This window comes from Pseudomonas reactans (assembly GCF_013387025.1).
Lineage (GTDB): Bacteria > Pseudomonadota > Gammaproteobacteria > Pseudomonadales > Pseudomonadaceae > Aquipseudomonas > Aquipseudomonas reactans.
Genome location: NZ_JACAQP010000021.1, coordinates 102,674 through 125,911, shown reverse-complemented (window position 1 = coordinate 125,911; position 23,238 = coordinate 102,674). Strand labels below are relative to the sequence as shown.

Here is a 23,238-nt window from a genome sequence, read left to right as displayed (position 1 = left end):
GCTACTTCAGACCATCCCTAGCGCACTTGCGTGCTTACACGCTGTTTGCCACGCACTACTTCGAGCTGACCGTGCTGCCGGAAAGCGAGCCACTGGTGGCCAACGTGCACCTGAACGCTACTGAGCACAACGAGCGCATCGTGTTCCTGCACCACGTGCTGCCGGGGCCGGCCAGCCAGAGTTACGGCCTGGCCGTGGCCCAACTGGCGGGCGTGCCGAATGACGTAATCACCCGCGCCCGCGAACACCTCAGCCGCCTGGAAACCACGGCGCTGCCCCATGAAACCGTGGTCGCCAGCCCTGCCAAAGCCTCCAGCAAACCGGCTGCGCCACATCAGAGCGACATGTTCGCCAGCCTGCCCCACCCGGTGCTGGATGAGTTGGCAAAGCTTGATCTGGATGACTTGACGCCGCGAAAAGCGCTCGAAATGTTATATGCACTGAAGACTCGGATATAACGCTGATGCCAGCAAGCTGGTAGACTCTCGCGCGGTTTGGGATGCTGCAGGCTATTAGCCTGGCCTGCAGACTATCGCTCCCGAACCTCGCGAGCCCTGCCACAAAGGGTTTCGCTGCCGCCGCCTGAGGAGAGAATTAGAAATGACCTTCGTCGTTACCGACAACTGCATCAAGTGCAAGTACACCGACTGCGTGGAAGTATGTCCGGTGGACTGCTTCTACGAAGGCCCGAACTTCCTGGTCATCCACCCGGACGAGTGCATTGATTGCGCCCTGTGTGAACCTGAATGCCCGGCCGTCGCTATTTTCTCCGAGGACGAAGTCCCGGCAGAGATGCAGGAATTCATTCAGTTGAACGTCGAGTTGGCGGAAATCTGGCCGAATATCACCGAACGCAAAGACCCGATGCCGGATGCAGCGGAGTGGGATGGCAAAAAAGGTAAGATTGCAGACCTCGAGCGCTGATAGCCTCGCCTCCCAAAAGGCCCCTTGCGGGCCTTTTTGCGTTTCTGGAGGGCGGGTTTCACTTTTCTACACGCAAAAAAAAGGGGCGGTATGACCCGCCCACATTTTTTCCCTAGTCCCTGTATTCCTTTTCATCATCCTGATGAATCGCATCCTGCGACGTTCCCTAAACCATCGCTCCTTGATGGCTGTGTCAATCCGTGGACACAGGGCTAATGTTAGAGAGTCCCAAAGGAAGTTCAACGGGATCCATTTCTGCGACTGACAGGCTTTCATGCTCAGCAGACAATAATTAATTGTTATTTTTCAATAAGATAGAAAAAACTCTCGACGAACTGGGACGTACTTGGCGGGCAAAAAAACCAAACACTTACGAAAAAGTAAGCAAATGCTTACACGACCAATTGCGTAAATGAGAAATAAACCCGCCTTGACCACCGTCCAGACATGAAAAAGCCCCGACACCGTCGAGGCTTTTTCCCTTCAATGCCCTCAGTCGTCGCTGACGGTGATGGTCGGCATCGCCGGCGCAGCAGCTTCCTGCAGCACGATACGCGCGCCCACATGTCGGGCCAGTTCCTGATAGACCATGGCGATCTGGCCACCAGGGTCCGCCGCAACAGTCGGCTTGCCACCGTCAGCCTGTTCACGAATCACCATCGACAGTGGCAATGAAGCCAGCAGTTCCACCCCGTACTGGGTGGCCAGCTTCTCGCCACCGCCTTCGCCGAACAGGTGCTCGGCGTGGCCGCAGTTGGAGCAAATGTGCACCGCCATGTTCTCCACCACGCCCAGCACCGGGATATTGACCTTGCGGAACATCTCCACGCCTTTTCTCGCGTCGAGCAATGCCAGGTCCTGGGGCGTGGTGACGATCACCGAGCCAGCCACCGGGACTTTCTGCGCCAGGGTCAACTGGATATCACCGGTGCCTGGGGGCATGTCGATCACCAGGTAGTCCAGGTCGCCCCAGGCGGTCTGGGTGACCAGTTGCAGCAAGGCGCCGGAGACCATCGGCCCGCGCCAGACCATCGGCGTGTTGTCATCGGTAAGGAAGGCCATCGACATCACTTCCACGCCCAGGGACTCGATCGGCACGAACCACTTCTGGTCCTTGACCTTCGGCCGCGTGCCTTCGGCAATGCCAAACATCACGCCTTGGCTCGGGCCGTAGATATCCGCATCAAGGATGCCAACGCGTGCGCCTTCGCGAGCCAAGGCCAGGGCCAGGTTGGCCGCCGTGGTGGATTTTCCCACGCCGCCCTTGCCGGAGGCCACAGCCACCACGTTCTTGACGTTGGCCAGCCCTGGGATTTGCGCCTGGGCCTTGTGCGCGGCGATCACGCACTGGATGTCGACCTTGGCCGAACGCACGCCGTCCAAGCCCTCGATGGCCATTTGCAACATCTGCGCCCAACCGCTCTTGAACAGGCCGGCGGCGTAACCCAGTTCCAACTGGACCGACACCTGGTCGCCCTGGACGTCGATGGCACGCACACAGCCGGCACTGACCGGGTCCTGGTTCAAATAAGGGTCGGTGTACTGGCGAAGCACGGCTTCCACCGCTGCGCGATTGACGGCGCTCATGGGCTACTCCCGAAAAAAGACTGACTGAAACAGGCGGCTATCCTAACCGTTCCAGCGGCGTAACGGCATGCTTTCACAGGTTCGGAAGATTCTGAAACAGCGCCACGGGGTGAAATATATTTCCCGGCGCTTTATAGTGGCCGACCTCCGTTTCATCAAGTAGCCGAGCCCCATGTCCGAGCCACGCAAGATCCTCGTCACCAGCGCCCTGCCCTATGCCAATGGTTCCATCCATCTTGGCCATATGCTTGAGTACATCCAGACCGATATGTGGGTGCGCTTCCAGAAGCATCGCGGCAATCAATGCATCTATGTCTGCGCGGACGACGCCCACGGTTCGGCCATCATGTTGCGCGCCGAAAAGGAAGGGATCACCCCGGAACAACTGATCGCCAACGTGCAGGCTGAACACAGCGCCGACTTTGCCGAGTTCCTGGTGGACTTCGATAACTTCCACTCGACCCACTCCGAAGAAAACCGTGAGCTGTCGAGCCAGATCTACCTGCGCTTGAAAGAAGCCGGGCATATCGACCAGCGTTCGGTGACCCAGTATTTCGACCCGGAAAAGAAAATGTTCCTGGCCGACCGCTTCATCAAGGGCACCTGCCCGAAATGCGGCACCGAAGACCAATACGGCGACAACTGCGAGAAATGCGGCGCGACCTACGCGCCGACTGAATTGAAGAACCCTAAGTCGGCGATCTCTGGCGCCACCCCGGTGCTCAAGGATTCCCAGCACTTCTTCTTCAAGCTCCCGGATTTCCAGCAGATGCTGCAAACCTGGACCCGCAGCGGCACCCTGCAGGACGCTGTGGCCAACAAACTCTCCGAATGGCTCGACAGCGGCCTGCAGCAGTGGGACATCTCCCGCGATGCGCCGTACTTCGGCTTCGAAATCCCGGGCGAGCCGGGCAAGTACTTCTACGTGTGGCTGGACGCGCCGATCGGCTACATGGCCAGCTTCAAGAACCTGTGCGACCGCACGCCGGGTCTGGACTTCGACGCGTTCTGGAACAAGGATTCCACTGCCGAGCTGTACCACTTCATCGGCAAGGACATCGTCAACTTCCACGCGCTGTTCTGGCCGGCAATGCTTGAAGGTTCGGGCTATCGCAAGCCGACCGCCATCGCGGTGCACGGCTACCTGACGGTCAACGGCCAGAAGATGTCCAAGTCCCGTGGCACCTTTATCAAGGCGCGCACCTACCTGGACCACTTGTCGCCGGAATACCTGCGCTACTACTACGCCTCCAAACTGGGCCGTGGCGTCGATGACCTGGACCTGAACCTGGAAGACTTCGTACAGAAGGTCAACTCGGACCTGGTCGGCAAGGTCGTCAACATTGCCAGCCGTTGCGCCGGGTTTATCCACAAGGGCAACGCCGGCCTGCTGGTGGCAGAGAACGCCGCTCCGGAACTGACCGACGCCTTTCTGGCCGCTGCGCCAAGCATCGCCGATGCCTATGAAGCCCGCGATTTTGCTCGCGCCATGCGCGAGATCATGGGCCTGGCCGACCGTGCCAACGCCTGGATCGCCGACAAGGCACCGTGGTCGCTGAACAAACAGGAAGGCAAGCAGGCGGAGGTCCAGGCGATCTGCGCCACAGGCGTCAACCTGTTCCGCCAACTGGTGATCTTCCTCAAGCCGGTGCTGCCGCTGCTGGCTGCCGACGCCGAAGCATTCCTCAATGTGGCGCCGCTGACCTGGAACGATCACGCCACCTTGCTCAGCAACCATCAGTTGAACGAGTTCAAGCCACTGATGACCCGTATCGACCCGGTGAAAGTCCAGGCCATGACCGACGCTTCGAAAGAAGACCTGGTCGCCAGCCAGACCGATACCGGTTCAGCCGCCCCCGCAGGCAATGGTGAGTTGGCCAAAGACCCGATCTCTGCGCAAATCGACTTTGACGCTTTCGCTGCCGTAGACCTGCGTGTCGCGCTGATCGTCAAGGCCGAAGCTGTGGAAGGTGCCGACAAACTGCTGCGCCTGACCCTGGACCTCGGCGGCGAGCAACGTAACGTGTTCTCCGGCATCAAGAGCGCTTATCCAGACCCGTCCAAGCTCGATGGTCGCCTGACCATGATGATCGCCAACCTCAAGCCGCGGAAGATGAAGTTCGGCGTTTCCGAAGGCATGGTGATGGCGGCCGGCCCTGGTGGGGAGGAGATCTACCTGCTCAGCCCTGACAGCGGTGCCAAGCCGGGTCAACGCATCAAGTAAGCCTGTGAGAAAGCCCTGTCGTTTCGGCGGCCGGGCTTTTCAGCTAGTCCCCTCTTTTCGCTTGCCGGATAATCAGGCTCTGTTTGTTAACCGGCATGTCCATGATCATCCCATGAACCTCATTCAACGTATCGACGCGCTGCTGCCGCAGACCCAATGCGGCAAATGCGGGCACCCAGGCTGTAAGCCTTACGCTGAGGGTATTGCTCAAGGCGAAGCGATCAACAAGTGCCCGCCCGGTGGACAGGAAACCATTGCAGGTCTTGCACAATTGTTGCGCGTGCCGGTGCTGGAACTGGATATCACCCGAGGGAAAGCGCCGGCCCAGATCGCCTACATCCGCGAAGCCGAGTGCATCGGGTGTACCAAGTGCATCCAGGCCTGCCCGGTGGATGCCATTGTCGGCGCAGCCAAGTTGATGCACACGGTCATCGTCGACGAGTGCACCGGTTGCGACCTCTGCGTCGCGCCCTGCCCCGTTGACTGCATTGAGATGCGCCCGGCAGCGGCTGTGTTGCCAATTGTCGGCGGCCTGGCCACCAATGATCAGCAACGCCATGAGCGCAGCCTCAAGCGCGACCGGGCGAGACGGCGGTATGAGCAACGCAACGCGCGGCTGCAACGGGAGGACGCGCAAAAAATCGCTGAACGTCTGGCTCGGGCCAAACGCTCAGTGCCGGTTTTACCTGTGCAAGCCGATACAGCACAGGACACCGCGATCAAGAAAGCCAAAATCACGGTCGCCATGAGTCGCGCCCAACTGCATAAATCCTTGAAGGCCTTCGGTCACCCGCCAACCTTTGAACAGCAGTCACAGTTGATCGTCTTGCAACAGCAGTTCGAAGCGGCAGAACAAGCTCTGACGACGCTGGAGTTGGGCACCGCACCGAAGGCAATGGCTACAACCGGTAATACTGCCGACCTGAAACGCGCCAAAATCCAGCTAGCGATGTGCCGCGCAGCGTTGAAGAAAGCCCAGGACTTTAACGCCAACCCGCAGCAACTGGCCGAGGCGCAGCACAACCTCGACGAGGCGCAGCGCCAAGTGGATGCCCACGGCAACACCTGACCCGCAAAACCTGTATTGCTACAATCCCGCCGACCGACTGCCAGGGACACCCCACCCCATGAACGCCGCAAAACGCCTGGAAATTTTCCGCAGGCTCCACGAAGACAATCCAGAACCCAAAACCGAGCTGGCCTACACCACGCCGTTCGAGTTGCTGATTGCGGTGATCCTGTCGGCCCAATCCACCGACGTCGGCGTGAACAAGGCCACGGCAAAGCTGTACCCCGTGGCGAATACGCCAGAGGCGATCTATGCCTTGGGTGTGGAGGGGTTGTCGGAATACATCAAGACCATCGGCCTGTACAACAGCAAGGCCAAGAACGTCATCGAAACCTGCCGCCTGCTGGTGGAACTGCACGGCAGTGAAGTGCCCCAAACCCGCGAAGCCTTGGAAGCGCTGCCAGGCGTCGGCCGAAAAACTGCCAACGTGGTGCTCAACACCGCGTTCCGGCAACTGACCATGGCTGTGGACACCCACATCTTCCGGGTCAGCAACCGAACCGGCATTGCCCGTGGCAAGAACGTAGTGGAGGTAGAAAAGCAGTTGATGAAGTTCGTTCCCAAGCCCTATCTGCTGGATTCCCACCACTGGTTGATCCTTCACGGACGCTACGTTTGCCAGGCCCGCAAGCCACGCTGCGGCAGCTGTCGCATCGAAGATCTGTGCGAATACAAGGACAAGACGTCCGACGATTGACGGATCATTGTTTTTCTCGATCAGTCGATTGAAAAAATCTTTTTTACCGGATCATGGATTATCGTTATAAGGAGCGCCAACGGCAGTCTTAGCCCGGAGTGAACCTTATGAGCACTGGCAAAGAGCAACTGGAAGTGGAAGACGACCTCGTTGAGTCGGACGACGATGGGGCAGAGACACCTGTAGCAGAGGTCGCCAAGACCAATTTGAGCAAACGCCGCACTATCGACAATCTTCTGGAAGAACGACGCTTGCAAAAACAACTGGCCGATTACGACTTCGATCTCTGATCGAGCGATCGACAGCCGGAAGCCTCCTTCACGGAGGCTTTTTTCTGCCGGGCAACCGGGCTGTACGCTGTGCTACGTCCTCCTCTATACCAAACCGTTACGCTGGGCCAGTTCTATCAGGTCCACCAACGAGCGCGCATTGAGCTTGAGCAGCAAACGCGTCTTGTAGGTACTGACGGTCTTGTTGCTGAGGAACATGCCGTCGGCAATCTCCTTGTTGGTCCTGCCTCGCGCCAACTGCTGCAACACCATCATTTCCCGCCCGGACAGACGCTCGACCATATCGGCCTCGCTGGCATTGCCCATGGTGGAGCGCACCGAATTGAGCGCCTGGTTGGGGAAGTAGCTGTAGCCCGACAGGACCGCCTTGATAGCACTCAGCAATTCGGTGAGGTCCTGCTGCTTGCACACGTAGCCGGCGGCCCCAGCCTGCATGCAACGCATGGAAAAATGACCAGGGGCCTGAGATGTGAGGACCAGTACTTTGAATGGCACAGCCTGCTTGGTGGAAGACAACCGGCAAATAACTTCCAGGCCATCAAGTTTGGGAATTCCAATATCCAGTATGACAATGTCCGGCATATGCTCCCGTGCAAGTTGCAATGCATCGACACCGTTATCGGTCTCAGCAACGACCTCATAACCATGACGCTCCATTAGCATACGCACAGCAAGACGAATGACGGGATGATCATCCACGATCAGCACTTTATTCATGAGAAAGTCCAATTTCGCTGTTCGAATTATTTAGAGCAAGTACAATAGCCTAGTCGTTTCCTAGTTGGCATAGCGTTCCCCCCCAAGCAACAGCAAGCAGAGACCCACCCCACAGCGATAAAGGAATTCCCCTACAAAAAAACGCCGTCTCTGAGGCATCTGGTTTTATGGAGCCTTTCAGACCTTTCCGGGAACTTACATACTTTGAGTCAAACATCCCTGACTTATAGGGGGTTGGGTAAACGTGCCGCACATGACTTTCAGGAAATGCCCCTTGCCTCTCGCCTGTTGCAGGAGAAAATGGCCAGAACGATCCGTCTGCTTTGGTTCCATTCAACATATTCGCTTGCATCCTTAATTCCTACAGACCATTCGGTGCTTTGCATCTTTGCCGCACTTACATGAGTGAATTATCTGTAAGACTAGTTCCTACACAGATGTAAAAAATTCATTCCCCCTACAAACTTTCAACAACAACTCACTAAAACCCATCTCTGATAACGATTTTGAGGAAAAAATCCACAGACGTTTAATCGGTATAAACATAAACATCTCTACAAAATCACAGGCAAAAAAATGGCCCCTTGAACAAGGGGCCATTCTTCATACCGCGCTGAGGCTTAGAACAGCGAGCGGCCTTTGTTGGCTGCAATACGCATGCGCAATGCGTTCAACTTGATAAAGCCTGCCGCGTCTGCCTGGTTGTAAGCACCGCCGTCTTCTTCGAAGGTGGCGATGTTGGCATCGAACAGCGACTCATCGGACTTGCGACCGGTCACGATCACGTTGCCTTTGTACAGCTTCAGGCGCACAACGCCGTTCACGTGAACCTGGGAAGCGTCGATCATCTGTTGCAGCATCAGACGCTCAGGGCTCCACCAGTAGCCGGTGTAGATCAGGCTGGCGTACTTGGGCATCAACTCGTCTTTGAGGTGAGCCACTTCGCGGTCCAGAGTGATGGACTCGATGGCACGGTGGGCACGCAGCATGATGGTGCCGCCTGGGGTTTCGTAGCAGCCGCGGGACTTCATGCCCACATAACGGTTCTCAACGATGTCGAGACGGCCGATACCGTGTTCACCACCGATACGGTTCAGGGTCGCCAGCACGGTGGCCGGGGTCATTTCGACGCCGTCCAGCGCGACGATGTCGCCGTTGCGGTAGGTCAGTTCCAGGTACTGCGGCTTGTCGGGAGCGTTCTCCGGGGAGACGGTCCACTTCCACATGTCTTCTTCGTGCTCGGTCCAGGTGTCTTCCAGCACGCCGCCTTCATAGGAGATGTGCAGCAGGTTGGCGTCCATCGAGTACGGGGACTTTTTCTTGCCGTGACGCTCGATCGGGATCGCGTGCTTTTCAGCGTAATCCATCAGCTTTTCACGGGACAGCAGGTCCCATTCACGCCAAGGGGCAATCACTTTCACGCCAGGCTTGAGGGCGTAGGCACCCAGCTCGAAACGCACCTGGTCGTTGCCCTTGCCGGTAGCGCCATGGGAAATGGCGTCGGCGCCGGTTTCGTTGGCGATTTCGATCAGGCGTTTGGCGATCAGCGGACGTGCGATGGAGGTACCCAGCAGGTACTCGCCTTCGTAGACGGTGTTGGCGCGAAACATCGGGAAAACGAAATCGCGGACGAACTCTTCGCGCAGGTCGTCAATGTAGATCTCTTTCACGCCCATGGCTTGCGCCTTGGCACGTGCAGGTTCGACCTCTTCGCCCTGACCCAGGTCAGCGGTGAAGGTCACCACTTCACAGTTATAAGTATCCTGCAGCCACTTGAGGATCACCGAAGTGTCCAGGCCGCCGGAATACGCGAGAACGACCTTGTTTACGTCGGCCATGCCATCACTCCACGGGGTTGTACGGAAAGCCGTCGATTCTACCGACCAAAACCGCGAATTTACAGGGGCGCGACAGCAAATGAAGATAAAGCGACAGATTATGTCGAACGGGCGACCGATGGTCGCACCTTAGGACGTGTGTGCGGGGTTGCTTGGACCAGTGGCCTGAGGCGCCGGTTTCTCGGGGGCGGCCACGCGTTCAAGCTGGATATTCACGCGACGGTTGCGTGCCCGGTTGGCCGCATTGGTGTTGGGCGCCAGTGGATAGCTTTCGCCATGGAAGCGCAGGGTGATCTGCGACTCCTGGATCCCGTTGGCCTTGAAGTAGTCCATGACCGCCAGGCCACGACGGCGCGAGACGTCTCGATTGGTCAGACGATTACCGCTGTTGTCCGAATGGCCATTCAATTCGATATGGTTGACGGTCGGGTCGGCCTTCATGAACGCGAGAATCACGTCGAGTTTCTTCTTGGCGGCCGCATCCAGCTCGATTCCGCCACCGGGGAAACCGACTTCGGTCTGTTTGACCTGGTCGTAATTCATCGGCAATAGCTTGGCGGTGCACAGTTGGTAATCGTTGTAAGCCTTGTTGAATTTGACCGGCAGCAGGCGGATCTCCGAATAGCCACCTTCACGCCCATAGTGCCGCACGGTCGGGCTGCGCCCTTCCAGCAAGCCATTGAACAGACGCCCGGCCTGGGCCTGGGAGCTGTTGAACAACACATCGCCACTGCCAGCACGCACGGCACCGAGGTTGATATCACCTCGCCCCGGCTGCCACGGCGCTGCGGCGGCCAGCAACGTGGCCGAACCGGCTCCCAGCGAGCCGTTGTAGGCTTTCAGACGAAATGTCGCCTGCTCGCCGGCCCGGCGCACGAACTCACCCGAACCGAAATCGGTGATCGGCTGGGTCAGGCGGCACTCGAACTGGTCGCCTTCCACCTTCCACTCAATATTCTCCAGACGTGTCTGGAACGTGAGGGCCATCGCAGGCAGGCTGGCGAACACACTGAGCAGGGCTAGATATTGCTGGCGCACGGGCGGCTCCACTGGTTTCTACAACACTTCAAAGCGTCATACATCGATAAGGCATACCCAAGGCTATCGGTTGCATCCTGCAAAACTTGATAGCGAGTGCCTGACAGAGTCTTTTCCGGTAGCATTCCCACCAGATTGACCCGCCTGGAATCCCCAATGTCCGACCGCCTGACCCTGCTGCGTCCCGACGACTGGCATATTCATCTTCGCGATGGTGCTGCGTTACCCCACACCGTGGCCGATGTCGCGCGCACGTTTGGCCGCGCCATCATCATGCCTAACCTGGTACCTCCGGTGCGTAATGCCGAGCAAGCCGATGCCTATCGCCAGCGTATCCTCGCTGCGCGACCAGCCGGCAGCCGCTTCGAACCGTTGATGGTGCTGTACCTCACCGACCGTACCCAGCCCTTCGAGATTCGTGAAGCCAAGGCCAGCGGCTTTGTGCACGCGGCCAAGCTGTACCCGGCCGGCGCGACCACCAACTCCGATTCCGGCGTGACCAGTATCGACAAGATCCTGCCGGCCATCGAAGCCATGGCCGAAGTCGGCATGCCACTGTTGATCCACGGTGAAGTCACCCGTGGCGACGTGGACGTGTTCGATCGCGAGAAGATCTTCATCGACGAACATATGCGCCGAGTGGTCGAGCTGTTCCCGACCCTCAAGGTGGTGTTCGAGCACATCACCACCGCCGATGCCGTGCAGTTCGTCAGCGAGGCCTCGGCCAACGTTGGCGCAACCATCACTGCGCATCACCTGCTGTACAACCGCAACCATATGCTGGTGGGCGGGATTCGGCCGCACTTCTATTGCCTGCCGATCCTCAAGCGCAACACCCACCAGGTGGCCTTGCTGGATGCAGCGACCAGCGGCAATCCTAAGTTCTTCCTCGGCACCGACTCCGCGCCTCACGCCCAGCACGCCAAAGAAGCGGCGTGCGGCTGTGCCGGTTGCTACACCGCCTATGCAGCGATCGAGTTGTATGCCGAAGCGTTCGAACAACGCAACGCCCTGGACAAGCTCGAAGGTTTCGCCAGCCTCAACGGCCCGCGTTTCTACGGCCTGCCGGCGAATACCGACCGCATCACCCTGGTCCGTGAAGACTGGACCGCCCCTGCCAGCCTGCCGTTTGGCGAGCTGACTGTTATCCCGCTGCGCGCCGGTGAAACACTGCGCTGGCGCCTGCTGGAGGAAAGCAAGTGAGTGAAGACCATTACGACGACGAACACGAGCACAGTGGCGGCGGCTCCCGTCACCCGATGGCCGAGCGGTTCCGCGGCTATCTGCCGGTTGTCATCGACGTAGAAACCGGTGGTTTCAATTGCGCCACCGACGCGTTGCTGGAAATTGCCGCAACGACGATTGGTATGGATGAGCAGGGTTTTGTGTTCCCGGAACACACCCACTTCTTCCGTGTCGAGCCGTTTGAAGGCGCGAATATCGAAGCCGCCGCTTTGGAATTCACGGGCATCAAGCTCGATCACCCACTGCGCATGGCGGTAAGTGAAGAAGCGGCGCTCACCGATATCTTCCGTGGCGTGCGCAAGGCGTTGAAGGCCAATGGCTGCAAACGCGCGATCCTGGTCGGCCACAACAGCAGCTTCGACCTGGGCTTCCTGAACGCCGCCGTGGCGCGGTTGGACATGAAGCGCAACCCGTTCCACCCGTTCTCCAGCTTCGACACGGCCACCCTCGCCGGCTTGGCTTATGGCCAGACCGTGTTGGCGAAAGCCTGCCAGGCAGCCGGTATCGACTTTGACGGGCGTGAGGCCCACTCGGCTCGCTACGACACCGAGAAGACCGCCGAGCTGTTCTGCGGCATCGTCAACCGCTGGAAAGACATGGGCGGCTGGGAAGACTTCAACGATTGAGGTGATTATCCCGCCCATAAAAAAACCGGCCTTCTCAGGCCGGTTTTTTTGTACCTCGAGCCTGGCTTACAGCTTGCCAGCGTTCTCGGTCAGGTAAGCCGCAACGCCTTCTGGCGAAGCGTTCATGCCTTTGTCGCCTTTTTTCCAGTTGGCAGGGCAAACTTCGCCGTGCTCTTCGTGGAATTGCAGGGCGTCGACCAGGCGGATCAGCTCTTCCATGTTACGACCCAGTGGCAGGTCGTTGATGATCTGGGAGCGAACAACACCCTTGTCGTCGATCAGGAACGCGCCACGGAACGCCACGCCGCCTTCGGACTCAACGTCGTAGGCCTTGGCGATGTCGTGCTTCATGTCGGCAGCCATGGTGTATTTGACTTTGCCGATGCCGCCATCATTGATGGCGGTGTTGCGCCAGGCGTTGTGGGTGAAATGGGAGTCGATGGAAACGGCTACCACTTCAACGTTGCGCGCCTTGAAATCGTCCATGCGGTGGTCCAGAGCGATCAGCTCCGAAGGGCAGACGAAGGTGAAGTCCAGCGGGTAGAAGAACACCAGGCCGTATTTGCCTTTGATGGCTTCAGACAGTTTGAAGCTGTCTACGATTTCGCCATTGCCGAGGACGGCTGGGACGTCGAAATCCGGGGCTTGTTTGCCGACGAGTACGCTCATTGGGTATCTCCTGATGTGAGGGTGACGATTGAAGTAAAAGGACCGGCCCCGAGTCTGCCGCATTCAAGCGACAGCCCTGTGACGCAGTCACGCTTCGTGAAGACCGACCATCATACACTGAAAAAACCGTTCGTCAGTGCGGGCGCGATGCCAGCAAATACCCTATGAATCTACTTTGACAATCATTCTCGTTAACATTAAGATCCATCGCACTTAAGCCTTAAACCCGCGACGGTTCTCCCTTATGTATGTGTGCCTCTGTACTGGCGTCACCGACGGACAAATCCGCGAAGCAATCTATGAAGGTTGCTGCAGCTACAAGGAAGTGCGTGAAACCACCGGCGTTGCCAGCCAGTGCGGTAAATGTGCTTGCCTCGCCAAGCAAGTGGTTCGGGAAACCCTGACGCAGCTGCAGACAGCCCAGGCCGCGCTCCCCTATTCAGCAGAATTTACACACGCCTGATTGGCGTGTTTTAAAGAACCGGACTTAGTGTCCGGTTTTTTTATGCCCGCAATTCAATAAGTTAGCGCTAAGACGCGGAACACAAACATTCTTATTCCGATTAATTTTCATTTATTATTCAATAACTTAGGTTTGACACTAGGGATTTCGCCGCTCAAACTCCGACTTATACACAGCTATTACAGGGCAGGACCCCAGTCATGAAAGGCGACATCTCAGTCATCCAGCAACTCAATAAAATCCTTGCCAATGAACTGGTCGCGATCAATCAGTACTTTCTGCATGCGCGCATGTATGACGATTGGGGCCTGGAAAAGCTGGGCAAGCGTGAATACAAAGAATCCATCAAGGCCATGAAAGATGCGGACAAGCTGATCAAGCGCATCCTGTTCCTGGAAGGCCTGCCGAACGTGCAGGACCTGGGCAAGCTGAACATCGGCGAGCACACCCAGGAAATGATCAGCAGCGACCTGAAGTTCGAACACAAGAGCCACAGCGACCTCAAGGCCGCCATCGCTCATTGCGAAACCAAGGGCGACTTCGGCAGCCGCGAACTGCTGGAAGACATCCTCGAAGACCAGGAAGAACACATCGACTGGCTGGAAACTCAACTGGGCCTGATCGACAAAGTCAGCCTGGAAAACTACCTGCAATCGCAGATGGGCGAAGAATAAGCCCCTAGCTCGCAGGTACAAAAAAGCCCCGCTCTCTCACGAGAAGCGGGGCTTTTTATTGCGTCCGGATCAAGCTTCAGTCTTGGCTGCCGCTTTTGCCGCTGCATCTTTGATCAACGACTGCAACGAACCGTCTGCGGCCATTTCAGTGATGATGTCGCTACCGCCGACCAGCTCACCGGCAACCCACAGTTGTGGGAAGGTCGGCCAGTTGGCGTACTTCGGCAGGTTGGCGCGGATTTCAGGGTTTTGCAGGATATCCACGTAAGCGAATTTCTCGCCACACGCCATGATGGCCTGGGACGCCTTCGCGGAGAAACCGCACTGAGGAGCGTTTGGCGCGCCCTTCATGTAAAGCAGAATGGTGTTGTTGGCAATCTGCTCTTTGATCGTTTCGATGATATCCATGGAACACCTCGGCTGGAACTTTGCGACTCACAGGTCGGCACGGTGGCGCATTGTAACGCAAAATTCCAGCCTGGTGCTCAGGCGGCTGCTACCAGCACCGGCACGCCATTGAGCGCTGCATTGCCCGACAGCTCGTCCAGTTGCCGTTCGTCGGTCAGATCGTTGGCGCTCGCCCCTGGCTGCCCGCTGGCGATCGTCATCTGCACGCCTGGGCGCCCATGACCCCAACCATGGGGCAGGCTGACCACGCCGGGCATCATGTCGAGGCTGGCCAGCACTTCCACCTCGATCATGCCGATGCGCGAACTGACCCGCACCCGCTGGCCATCGCTCAATTGCCGGCTGGCCAGATCGTCCGGATGCATCAGCAATTGATGGCGCGGCTTACCCTTCACCAGCCGGTGATAGTTATGCATCCAAGAGTTATTACTGCGCACATGGCGGCGGCCGATCAACAGCAGTTCGTCGGCCACAGGCACCGGTTGCGCGGCAAAGCGCGCCAGGTCGGCGAGGATCACCGGCGGCGCTGCGTGCACCTTGCCATCAGCGGTTTTCAAACGCGCTGCAAGGTTGGGGTGCAGCGGACCAAGGTCGACGCCGTGGGGATGATCCGCCAGCATGGCCACGGACAACTTGTGGCTGGATGCATCACCGTAGACGCCCGCACGCAAACCGAAATCAATCATGTGCGCCGGAGGCATCGTCGGCTTGAGCGCGACACCGTTCTGGGCTGCGAAGGCTTTGGCCAGGCCGACGAAAATCTCCCAGTCATGCAACGCGCCTTCCGGCTTGGGCAAGATCGCCCGATTGAAGCGGGTGACGTTACGCACCGCAAACATATTGAAGGTGGTGTCGTAATGATCGTTTTCCAGCGCCGACGTAGACGGCAGGATCAGGTCGGCATAGCGCGTGGTTTCGTTGATATAGAGGTCGATACTGACCATGAACTCCAGGCCCTCGAGGGCCTGTTCCAACTGCCGGCCGTTCGGCGTCGACAACACCGGATTACCCGCCACCGTCACCAATGCACGGATTTGTCCTTCGCCCTCGGTCAGCATTTCCTCAGCCAACGCCGACACAGGCAATTCCCCACCGTACTCCGGACGCCCGGACACCCGACTCTGCCAGCGATTGAAATGCCCGCCACCAGTCGACGCCACCAGGTCCACCGCCGGCGTGGTACATAGCGCGCCACCGACGCGGTCCAGGTTGTCGGTCACCAGGTTGATCAACTGCACCAGCCAATGACAGAGCGTGCCAAACGCCTGCGTCGACACACCCATGCGCCCGTAGCAAACGGCCTTGTCGGCTGCAGCAAAGTCCCGTGCCAACTGGCGGATCTGCTCGGCAGGCACCGCACATTGGCGGCTCATGGCCTCGGCGGTAAACCCAGCGATAGCGCGCCGTACGTCCTCAAGGCCTTCAATCGGCAAATGGCTGTCGCGGGTCAGGTTCTCGCTGAACAAGGTGTTGAGCACCCCGAACAACAACGCCGCATCCCCACCGGGGCGCACGAACAGATGCTGGTCAGCCATCGCCGCCGTTTCGCTGCGCCTAGGGTCGACCACCACCACTTTGCCGCCCCGCGCCTGGATCGCCTTGAGGCGCTTCTCCACGTCGGGCACGGTCATGATGCTGCCGTTGGACGCGAGAGGATTGCCCCCCAGGATCAGCATGAAGTCGGTGTGATCGATGTCCGGGATCGGCAGCAACAGGCCGTGGCCGTACATGAGGTAACTGGTGAGGTGATGGGGCAACTGGTCCACCGACGTCGCGGAAAACCGATTGCGCGTCTTCAACAGGCCCAGGAAGTAGTTGCTGTGGGTCATCAACCCATAGTTGTGCACGCTGGGGTTGCCCTGGTACACCGCCACCGCATTCTGCCCATGCTGCGCCTGGATGCCTGACAACCGCTCGGCTACAAGCGCGAAGGCGTCTTCCCACGCAATCGGCTGCCATTCGCTGCCGACCCGCAACATGGGTTGGTGCAAGCGGTCGGGATCGTTCTGGATATCCTGCAACGCGACGGCTTTGGGGCAGATATGCCCACGGCTGAACGTATCCAGCGCATCGCCCTTGATCGAGGTGATCGCCAGGCTGCCGTCGTCCGCTTGAGTGGTTTCCAGGGTCAGGCCACAAATGGCTTCACACAGGTGACAGGCACGGTGGTGGAGAGTCTTGGTCATGGCCAGTCTCTTTTATAGGGGCTTTGATCCCACTATGGGCCGCGACCGAGACAGGCGCCACCAACGTTCGTCCCGTGAATCGCCCCGCATCAGGCCTGGCCATGGGCAAGCGTGAGCAAATGTTTCAAAACCCGGCATACCGCCTCTGAAACCGACGCAGCCTGGCCTGCGCCCGCCCCCGCACGTTGCAAAAGGTCTCGGCGCCAGTGTACAAATGGCTCGCTGCTGTCTGGAAATTGTCTTCAAAAGCGCCCCGGCGCCCTTCTTGAACACCCTTAAAAACCGTAGCCCTATTGGTAAGACGCGACATTTAATTATAAGATCGCGCCTTCCCCTATTTCGTCGCCCCGTGCGGCTTTCGCCGCAGGTCTCGCCCGTTGTCACAATAAACAAGGCTTTGAGTATCTGCGGTCTGTTGCAAAAAGGTAGTTAATGATGAGCGCAAGGCACTTTCTCTCCCTGATGGATTGCACGCCCGAAGAGCTGGTCAGCGTGATCCGTCGAGGCATTGAGCTTAAAGACCTGCGTAACCGCGGCGTACTGTTCGAGCCTTTGAAAAACCGCGTGCTCGGCATGATCTTCGAGAAGTCGTCGACCCGCACCCGCGTGTCATTCGAAGCCGGCATGATCCAACTGGGTGGCCAAGCCATCTTCTTGTCCTCGCGTGACACCCAACTGGGCCGTGGCGAGCCGATCGCCGACAGTGCAAAGGTGATGTCGAGCATGCTCGACGCCGTGATGATCCGTACCTTTGCCCATAGCACCGTGACCGAATTTGCCGCCCACTCCCGCGTACCGGTGATCAACGGCCTGACCGACGACCTGCACCCGTGCCAGTTGCTGGCCGACATGCAAACCTTCCTTGAGCACCGTGGCTCGATCCAGGGCAAGACCGTGGCCTGGATCGGCGACGGCAACAACATGTGCAACAGCTATATAGAAGCGGCGATCCAGTTCGACTTCCAACTGCGCGTTGCCTGCCCGGAAGGCTACGAGCCTGACGCGCGTTTCCTGGCCCAGGCCGGCGACCGCGTGACCCTGGTCCGCGACCCGCGTGACGCGGTGATCGGCGCACACCTTGTGAGCACCGACGTCTGGACCTCCATGGGCCAGGAAGAGGAAACCGCCAAACGCCTGGCCCTGTTCGCCCCGTATCAGGTGACCCGCGCCCTGCTCGACCTGGCTGCGCCCGACGTGCTGTTCATGCATTGCCTGCCGGCCCACCGTGGCGAAGAGATCAGCACCGACCTGCTCGACGACCCACGCTCGGTCGCCTGGGAGCAGGCCGAAAACCGCCTGCATGCGCAAAAGGCCCTGCTTGAATTCCTCGTTCCGCCGTCGTACCACCACGCATGAGCCAGCCATTACTGCTGAACCTGCGCAATCTGGCATGCGGCTATCAAGATCAACGGGTGGTGCAGAACCTCAACCTGCACCTCAATGCCGGCGACATCGGTTGCCTGCTCGGCTCTTCGGGTTGCGGCAAGACCACCACGCTACGTGCGATTGCCGGGTTTGAGCCGGTGCACGATGGCGAGATCAGCCTGGCGGGCGAAGTGATCTCCAGTGCCGGTTTCACACTGGCACCGGAGAAACGTCGTATCGGCATGGTGTTCCAGGACTACGCACTGTTTCCGCACCTCAGCGTGGCCGACAACATTGCCTTCGGCATTCGCAAGCATCCGCAGAAAGACCGCGTGGTGGCTGAGTTGCTGGAACTGGTCAACTTGAAGGACCTCGGCAAGCGCTTTCCCCACGAACTTTCCGGCGGCCAGCAACAACGCGTCGCCCTCGCCCGCGCTTTGGCGCCGGAACCGGCCCTGTTGCTGCTGGATGAACCCTTCTCCAACCTGGACGGCGAGTTGCGCCGCAAGCTCAGCCATGAGGTCCGCGACATCCTCAAGGCACGCGGCACCAGTGCGATCCTGGTGACCCATGACCAGGAAGAAGCCTTTGCCGTCAGCGACCAGGTCGGGGTTTTCAAGGAGGGTCGTCTGGAGCAGTGGGATACACCCTACAACCTCTATCACGAACCGCAGACGCCTTATGTCGCCAGCTTTATCGGCCAGGGTTACTTCATCCGTGGCCAATTGAGTTCGCCGGAATCGGTCAGCACCGAACTGGGTGAATTGCGCGGCAACCGCGCCTACACCTGGCCTACCGGTGGTGCGGTGGATGTGCTGCTGCGCCCGGACGACATCGTCTACGCCCCGGACAGCGCGTTGAAAGCGCGGATCGTCGGCAAGACCTTTCTCGGCGCATCGACCTTGTACCGCCTGCAACTGCCGACCGGCGCGCAATTGGAGTCGATTTTCCCGAGCCATGCCGACCATCAGGTCGGCGCGGATGTGGGGATCCGTGTGGCGGCCGAACACCTGGTGTTGTTCCAGGCCCTGTAGGAGCGAGCTTGCTCGCGAAAAACCTGAGAGCAACAGGCTCATTCAGGAAGCCCGCGTTATCATTCGCGATTTTCGCGAGCAAGCTCGCTCCTACAGTGATCGTTATACCCGGCCAATTTCTGCGAATTTGGCCTGGGTATGTTCAGCCAGCACCGCCGCCGGCAATTCAACTTCCAAGCCCCTTCTCCCCGCACTTACAAAAATCGTTGCAAAGGGTTGCGCCGTTGCATCGATAAACGTGCGCAGACGTTTCTTTTGCCCCAACGGGCTGATGCCGCCCAGCAGGTAACCGGTTGAACGCTGCGCCGCCGCCGGGTCGGCCATTTCGACTTTCTTGACGCCTGCCGCGTGAGCGAGAGCCTTCAGGTCCAGACTTCCGACGACCGGCACCACCGCCACCAACAATTCGCCCTTCTCGCTGCTAGCCAACAAGGTCTTGAACACCTGCGCCGGGTCGAGGCCCAATTTTTCCGCGGCCTCCAGCCCATAGGACGCCGCCTTGGGGTCGTGTTCATAACTGTGGATACGATGTTCGGCGCGAACTTTTTTCAACAGGTCCAATGCGGGCGTCATGGCGGCTCCGAGGCGTGGCAAACAGATGGCCAATTCTAGGCCAAGCCCACACAAAACGCTCTAGGCCGCCCACTCTTAAGGTACGCGCACAATGTGACAAGCGTGATCATTCACCAGACCAATAGTTTGAAAGTGACTGACGGTTCACTTTCGACCTTTGACAGCCGTCATTCTTGTCTATATTTTTTCGTTTCCGAATACTGTAGGAATAGCTCCACAGTATTGAAGCAGTAAGCCGCGACCGGGATGGGGATCCTTGCCACGGTGAAAATCGCGCAACAATCCGTTGAGGTTGTGCGCCAGACAAGAACAACAACTGAGGTTTTCCATGACAACTGCTCTTCAACAGCCTTCACTTTCGAGCCAATGCATGGCCGAATTCCTGGGGACTGCGCTTCTGATCTTCTTCGGTACAGGATGCGTCGCTGCGCTCAAGGTCGCGGGAGCCAGCTTTGGCTTGTGGGAGATCAGTATCATCTGGGGGGTCGGCGTCAGCATGGCGATCTACCTGAGCGCCGGCATTTCCGGGGCCCACCTCAACCCCGCCGTCAGTATTGCCCTGTGTATTTTCGCTGACTTCGACAAGCGCAAACTGCCCTTCTATATCCTCGCCCAGATCGCCGGCGCCTTTTGCTCGGCGGCCTTGGTGTACACGCTCTACAGCAACCTGTTTTTCGATTACGAACAAACCCACCACATGGTACGCGGCTCCCAGGCCAGCCTGGAATTGGCGTCGGTGTTCTCCACCTACCCCCATGCGCTGCTGAGCACCGCCCAGGCGTTCCTGGTGGAAATGGTCATTACAGCAATCCTGATGGGCGTGATCATGGCCCTCACCGATGACAACAACGGCTTGCCACGCGGCCCGCTGGCCCCGCTGCTGATCGGCCTGCTGATCGCGGTGATTGGCAGCGCCATGGGCCCGTTGACCGGCTTTGCGATGAACCCGGCGCGGGATTTCGGGCCCAAGCTGATGACCTTTTTCGCGGGCTGGGGTGAAATGGCCTTTACCGGTGGTCGCGATATTCCTTACTTCCTGGTGCCGATTTTCGCGCCGATCGTCGGCGCCTGCCTCGGTGCTGCTGCCTATCGCGGGCTGATTGCCCGCCATCTGCCGAGCGCCGCACCTGCTATAGATGAAGAAACACCTGACACGGCTGTCAACGGCAAGACCCGTATTTCCTGATAGCGCCAGCCTGGGCACCTGCCCTTTTGTAGCCCAGGCTGATTACCGATTTTCTTATTTTCCAAGGCATTCGACATGACCGATATTCAGAATAAGAACTACATCATTGCCCTTGACCAAGGCACCACCAGTTCCCGGGCGATCATCTTCGATCGTGACGCCAACGTGGTCTGCACCGCCCAGCGCGAATTCGCCCAGCACTACCCGCAAGCGGGCTGGGTCGAACATGACCCGATGGAAATCTTCGCCACCCAGAGCGCGGTGATGGTCGAGGCCCTGGCCCAGGCCGGCCTGCACCATGATCAGGTCGCCGCCATCGGTATCACCAACCAGCGTGAAACCACCGTGGTGTGGGACAAGGTCACTGGCCGCCCGATCTACAACGCGATCGTCTGGCAGTGCCGCCGCAGCACCGAGATCTGCCAGCAGCTCAAGCGCGACGGCCACGAGCAGTACATCAGTGACACCACTGGCCTGGTCACCGACCCGTACTTCTCCGGCACCAAGCTCAAGTGGATACTCGACAATGTCGAAGGCAGCCGCGAGCGTGCGCGCAATGGCGAACTGCTGTTCGGCACCGTCGACAGCTGGCTGATCTGGAAATTTACCGGTGGCAAGACCCACGTCACCGACTACACCAACGCCTCGCGCACCCTGCTCTTCAACATCCACACCCTGGAGTGGGATGCGAAGATGCTGGAGATCCTCGACATCCCACGCGAGATGCTGCCGGAAGTTAAGTCCTCGTCCGAAATCTACGGCCGCACCAAGAGCGGCATCGCCATCGGCGGTATCGCCGGCGACCAACAAGCCGCCCTGTTCGGCCAGATGTGCGTCGAAGCCGGTCAGGCCAAGAACACCTACGGCACCGGCTGCTTCCTGTTGATGAACACCGGCGACAAAGCGGTGAAATCCAAGCACGGCATGCTCACCACCATCGCTTGCGGCCCACGTGGCGAAGTCGCCTACGCCCTGGAAGGTGCGGTGTTCAACGGCGGCTCCACCGTGCAATGGCTGCGTGATGAACTGAAGATCATCAACGACGCCCACGACACTGAATACTTCGCCGGCAAGGTCAAGGACAGCAACGGCGTGTACCTGGTGCCGGCCTTCACCGGCCTGGGCGCTCCGTACTGGGACCCGTACGCCCGTGGCGCGCTGTTCGGCCTGACCCGTGGCGTACGCGTGGATCACATTATTCGTGCAGCCCTGGAGTCGATTGCCTACCAGACCCGCGACGTGCTCGACGCCATGCAACAGGACTCCGGCGAACGCCTCAAAGCCCTGCGTGTGGACGGTGGCGCCGTGGCCAACAACTTCCTGATGCAATTCCAGGCCGACATCCTCGGCACCCAGGTTGAGCGCCCGCAAATGCGCGAGACCACTGCACTCGGCGCGGCCTACCTGGCCGGCCTGGCGTGCGGCTTCTGGGGCAGCCTGGAAGAGTTGCGCGGCAAGGCAGTGATCGAGCGCGAATTCGAACCGCAGTTGGACGAAGCGGCCAAAGAGAAGCTCTACGCCGGCTGGCAAAAAGCGGTCAGCCGCACCCGTGACTGGGAGCCTCACGAAGGCGCTGAATAAGCCAACGTCCGGTTGTAACTGGCAGGGAGCGAATTCCTGCGTCATCATGGGCCACTTTTGTATGGCAGCCCAAAGGACGCCCCATGAATCTGCCTCCCCGCCAACAACAAATCCTCGAGCTGGTCCGCGAACGCGGCTACGTCAGCATCGAGGAAATGGCGCAGCTATTCGTTGTCACCCCGCAAACCATCCGCCGCGATATCAACCAACTGGCGGACGCCAATCTGCTGCGCCGCTACCACGGCGGCGCGGCCTATGACTCCAGTGTCGAGAACACCGCCTACGCCATGCGCGCCGACCAGATGCGCGACGAGAAACAGCGCATTGGCGAAGCCATCGCCGCGCAGATCCCCGATCACGCCTCGCTGTTCATCAATATCGGCACCACCACCGAGTCCATCGCCCGTGCGTTGCTCAACCACAATCACCTGAAAATCATCACCAACAACCTCAACGTCGCCACCATGCTCAGTGCCAAGGACGACTTCGACGTGTTGTTGACCGGCGGTAACGTTCGGCGTGACGGTGGCGTGGTGGGTCAGGCGAGTGTCGACTTCATCAACCAGTTCAAGGTCGACTTTGCCCTTGTGGGTATCAGTGGTATCGATGAGGACGGCAGTCTGTTGGATTTCGACTACCAGGAAGTACGGGTTTCGCAGGCGATCATCGCCAATGCACGCCAGGTGATCCTGGCAGCGGACTCCAGCAAATTCGGGCGCAATGCCATGATTCGCCTGGGGCCGATCAGTTTGGTGGACTGCCTGGTGACCGATCAGCAGCCGGTGCCGGCGTTGGTGCAGTTGCTGAACCAGCATAAGGTCCGGTTGGAAGTCGTCTGAGGCTC

Annotated in this window: 23 protein-coding genes; 15 read left to right on the top strand and 8 right to left on the bottom strand. The window is 58.9% G+C overall.

Features of this window, described 5'->3' with window-relative positions; all coding sequences use genetic code 11:
• Positions 1-458 (top strand): MutS-related protein (locus HX793_RS21220; protein WP_438810857.1); only part of this gene is annotated, 458 nt, incomplete at its 5' end.
• A gap of 142 nt (positions 459-600) precedes the next feature.
• Positions 601-924, top strand: a complete 324-nt coding sequence (gene fdxA, locus HX793_RS21215) for a ferredoxin FdxA (RefSeq protein WP_003208688.1) — start codon at positions 601-603, stop codon at positions 922-924.
• Positions 925-1,416: 492 nt separating this feature from the next.
• Here the strand turns inward: fdxA and apbC are convergent, their stop codons facing one another.
• Positions 1,417-2,511: an iron-sulfur cluster carrier protein ApbC gene (gene apbC / locus HX793_RS21210; protein WP_177059388.1), complete on the bottom strand. Its 1,095-nt coding sequence runs from the start codon at positions 2,509-2,511 to the stop codon at positions 1,417-1,419.
• Between the two features lie 172 nt (positions 2,512-2,683).
• On the opposite strand from apbC, the gene metG reads away from it, so the two are divergent.
• From metG to HX793_RS21190, 4 genes are all read left to right on the top strand, one after another.
• Positions 2,684-4,735 carry a methionine--tRNA ligase gene (metG, locus tag HX793_RS21205; RefSeq protein WP_016977947.1) on the top strand — a complete coding sequence of 684 codons (2,052 nt, stop codon included), beginning with the start codon at positions 2,684-2,686 and terminating at the stop codon, positions 4,733-4,735.
• 112 nt (positions 4,736-4,847) lie between these two features.
• Entirely contained in the window at positions 4,848-5,804 is a 957-nt protein-coding gene (gene rsxB / locus HX793_RS21200; RefSeq protein ID WP_177053277.1) for an electron transport complex subunit RsxB, read from the top strand.
• Positions 5,805-5,862: 58 nt separating this feature from the next.
• Positions 5,863-6,501 (top strand): endonuclease III, encoded by a 639-nt coding sequence (gene nth / locus HX793_RS21195; protein ID WP_038847851.1) that lies wholly within the window; start codon positions 5,863-5,865, stop codon positions 6,499-6,501.
• Positions 6,502-6,608: 107 nt separating this feature from the next.
• Entirely contained in the window at positions 6,609-6,791 is a 183-nt protein-coding gene (locus HX793_RS21190; protein WP_012722492.1) for a PA3496 family putative envelope integrity protein, read from the top strand.
• Positions 6,792-6,875: 84 nt separating this feature from the next.
• Here the strand turns inward: HX793_RS21190 and HX793_RS21185 are convergent, their stop codons facing one another.
• The 3 genes from HX793_RS21185 to HX793_RS21175 form a co-directional block, all read right to left on the bottom strand.
• Positions 6,876-7,508, bottom strand: a complete 633-nt coding sequence (locus HX793_RS21185; RefSeq protein WP_028619065.1) for a response regulator transcription factor — start codon at positions 7,506-7,508, stop codon at positions 6,876-6,878.
• 620 nt (positions 7,509-8,128) lie between these two features.
• Positions 8,129-9,346 (bottom strand): argininosuccinate synthase, encoded by a 1,218-nt coding sequence (locus HX793_RS21180; protein ID WP_010212738.1) that lies wholly within the window; start codon positions 9,344-9,346, stop codon positions 8,129-8,131.
• Positions 9,347-9,475: 129 nt separating this feature from the next.
• A complete protein-coding gene (locus HX793_RS21175; protein ID WP_177053276.1) occupies positions 9,476-10,384 on the bottom strand; it encodes a flagellar protein MotY in 909 nt (302 codons plus the stop codon).
• 156 nt (positions 10,385-10,540) lie between these two features.
• On the opposite strand from HX793_RS21175, the gene pyrC reads away from it, so the two are divergent.
• Both pyrC and rnt read left to right on the top strand, forming a co-directional pair.
• Positions 10,541-11,587 carry a dihydroorotase gene (gene pyrC, locus HX793_RS21170; RefSeq protein ID WP_016977952.1) on the top strand — a complete coding sequence of 349 codons (1,047 nt, stop codon included), beginning with the start codon at positions 10,541-10,543 and terminating at the stop codon, positions 11,585-11,587.
• A complete protein-coding gene (gene rnt / locus HX793_RS21165) occupies positions 11,584-12,255 on the top strand; it encodes a ribonuclease T (RefSeq protein WP_010212742.1) in 672 nt (223 codons plus the stop codon). Before pyrC ends, rnt begins: the two co-directional genes overlap by 4 nt.
• Positions 12,256-12,321: 66 nt before the next feature.
• Here the strand turns inward: rnt and HX793_RS21160 are convergent, their stop codons facing one another.
• A complete protein-coding gene (locus tag HX793_RS21160) occupies positions 12,322-12,924 on the bottom strand; it encodes a peroxiredoxin (protein ID WP_003172097.1) in 603 nt (200 codons plus the stop codon).
• Positions 12,925-13,168: 244 nt separating this feature from the next.
• Here HX793_RS21160 and HX793_RS21155 point away from each other — a divergent pair, with 244 nt between their 5' ends.
• Together HX793_RS21155 and bfr are read left to right on the top strand one after the other, a co-directional pair.
• Positions 13,169-13,387, top strand: coding sequence for a bacterioferritin-associated ferredoxin (locus HX793_RS21155; RefSeq protein WP_010564137.1), 219 nt, complete (start codon positions 13,169-13,171; stop codon positions 13,385-13,387).
• A gap of 200 nt (positions 13,388-13,587) precedes the next feature.
• A complete protein-coding gene (gene bfr / locus HX793_RS21150) occupies positions 13,588-14,061 on the top strand; it encodes a bacterioferritin (protein WP_033896414.1) in 474 nt (157 codons plus the stop codon).
• Between the two features lie 69 nt (positions 14,062-14,130).
• Here bfr and grxD read toward each other — a convergent pair whose 3' ends face one another.
• Both grxD and HX793_RS21140 read right to left on the bottom strand, forming a co-directional pair.
• The gene (grxD, locus tag HX793_RS21145) at positions 14,131-14,469 is read right to left on the bottom strand and encodes a Grx4 family monothiol glutaredoxin (protein WP_095014901.1); all 339 of its coding nucleotides are present in this window, start codon (positions 14,467-14,469) and stop codon (positions 14,131-14,133) included.
• A gap of 77 nt (positions 14,470-14,546) precedes the next feature.
• Complete coding sequence (locus tag HX793_RS21140) at positions 14,547-16,655, bottom strand: molybdopterin oxidoreductase family protein (protein WP_177094836.1); 2,109 nt, start codon at positions 16,653-16,655, stop codon at positions 14,547-14,549.
• Between the two features lie 435 nt (positions 16,656-17,090).
• Between HX793_RS21140 and argF the strand changes: the two genes are divergently transcribed.
• Positions 17,091-18,011, top strand: coding sequence for an ornithine carbamoyltransferase (gene argF / locus HX793_RS21135; protein WP_177094838.1), 921 nt, complete (start codon positions 17,091-17,093; stop codon positions 18,009-18,011).
• Complete coding sequence (locus tag HX793_RS21130) at positions 18,008-19,054, top strand: ABC transporter ATP-binding protein (RefSeq protein WP_177094840.1); 1,047 nt, start codon at positions 18,008-18,010, stop codon at positions 19,052-19,054. The genes argF and HX793_RS21130 overlap by 4 nt, the downstream gene beginning before the upstream one ends.
• A 102-nt stretch (positions 19,055-19,156) precedes the next feature.
• Here the strand turns inward: HX793_RS21130 and ybaK are convergent, their stop codons facing one another.
• Entirely contained in the window at positions 19,157-19,627 is a 471-nt protein-coding gene (gene ybaK / locus HX793_RS21125; protein WP_016977959.1) for a Cys-tRNA(Pro) deacylase, read from the bottom strand.
• A 328-nt stretch (positions 19,628-19,955) separates the two neighbouring features.
• Here ybaK and HX793_RS21120 point away from each other — a divergent pair, with 328 nt between their 5' ends.
• The 3 genes from HX793_RS21120 (at position 19,956) to HX793_RS21110 (ending at position 23,233) form a co-directional block, all read left to right on the top strand.
• The gene (locus HX793_RS21120) at positions 19,956-20,813 is read left to right on the top strand and encodes an MIP/aquaporin family protein (protein WP_010212751.1); all 858 of its coding nucleotides are present in this window, start codon (positions 19,956-19,958) and stop codon (positions 20,811-20,813) included.
• Between the two features lie 75 nt (positions 20,814-20,888).
• Positions 20,889-22,394, top strand: coding sequence for a glycerol kinase GlpK (gene glpK / locus HX793_RS21115; protein ID WP_177053273.1), 1,506 nt, complete (start codon positions 20,889-20,891; stop codon positions 22,392-22,394).
• Between the two features lie 83 nt (positions 22,395-22,477).
• On the top strand, positions 22,478-23,233 hold the full coding sequence (locus HX793_RS21110; RefSeq protein WP_010212755.1) for a DeoR/GlpR family transcriptional regulator: 756 nt from the start codon (positions 22,478-22,480) through the stop codon (positions 23,231-23,233).
• The last annotated feature ends 5 nt before the right edge of the window (positions 23,234-23,238 follow it).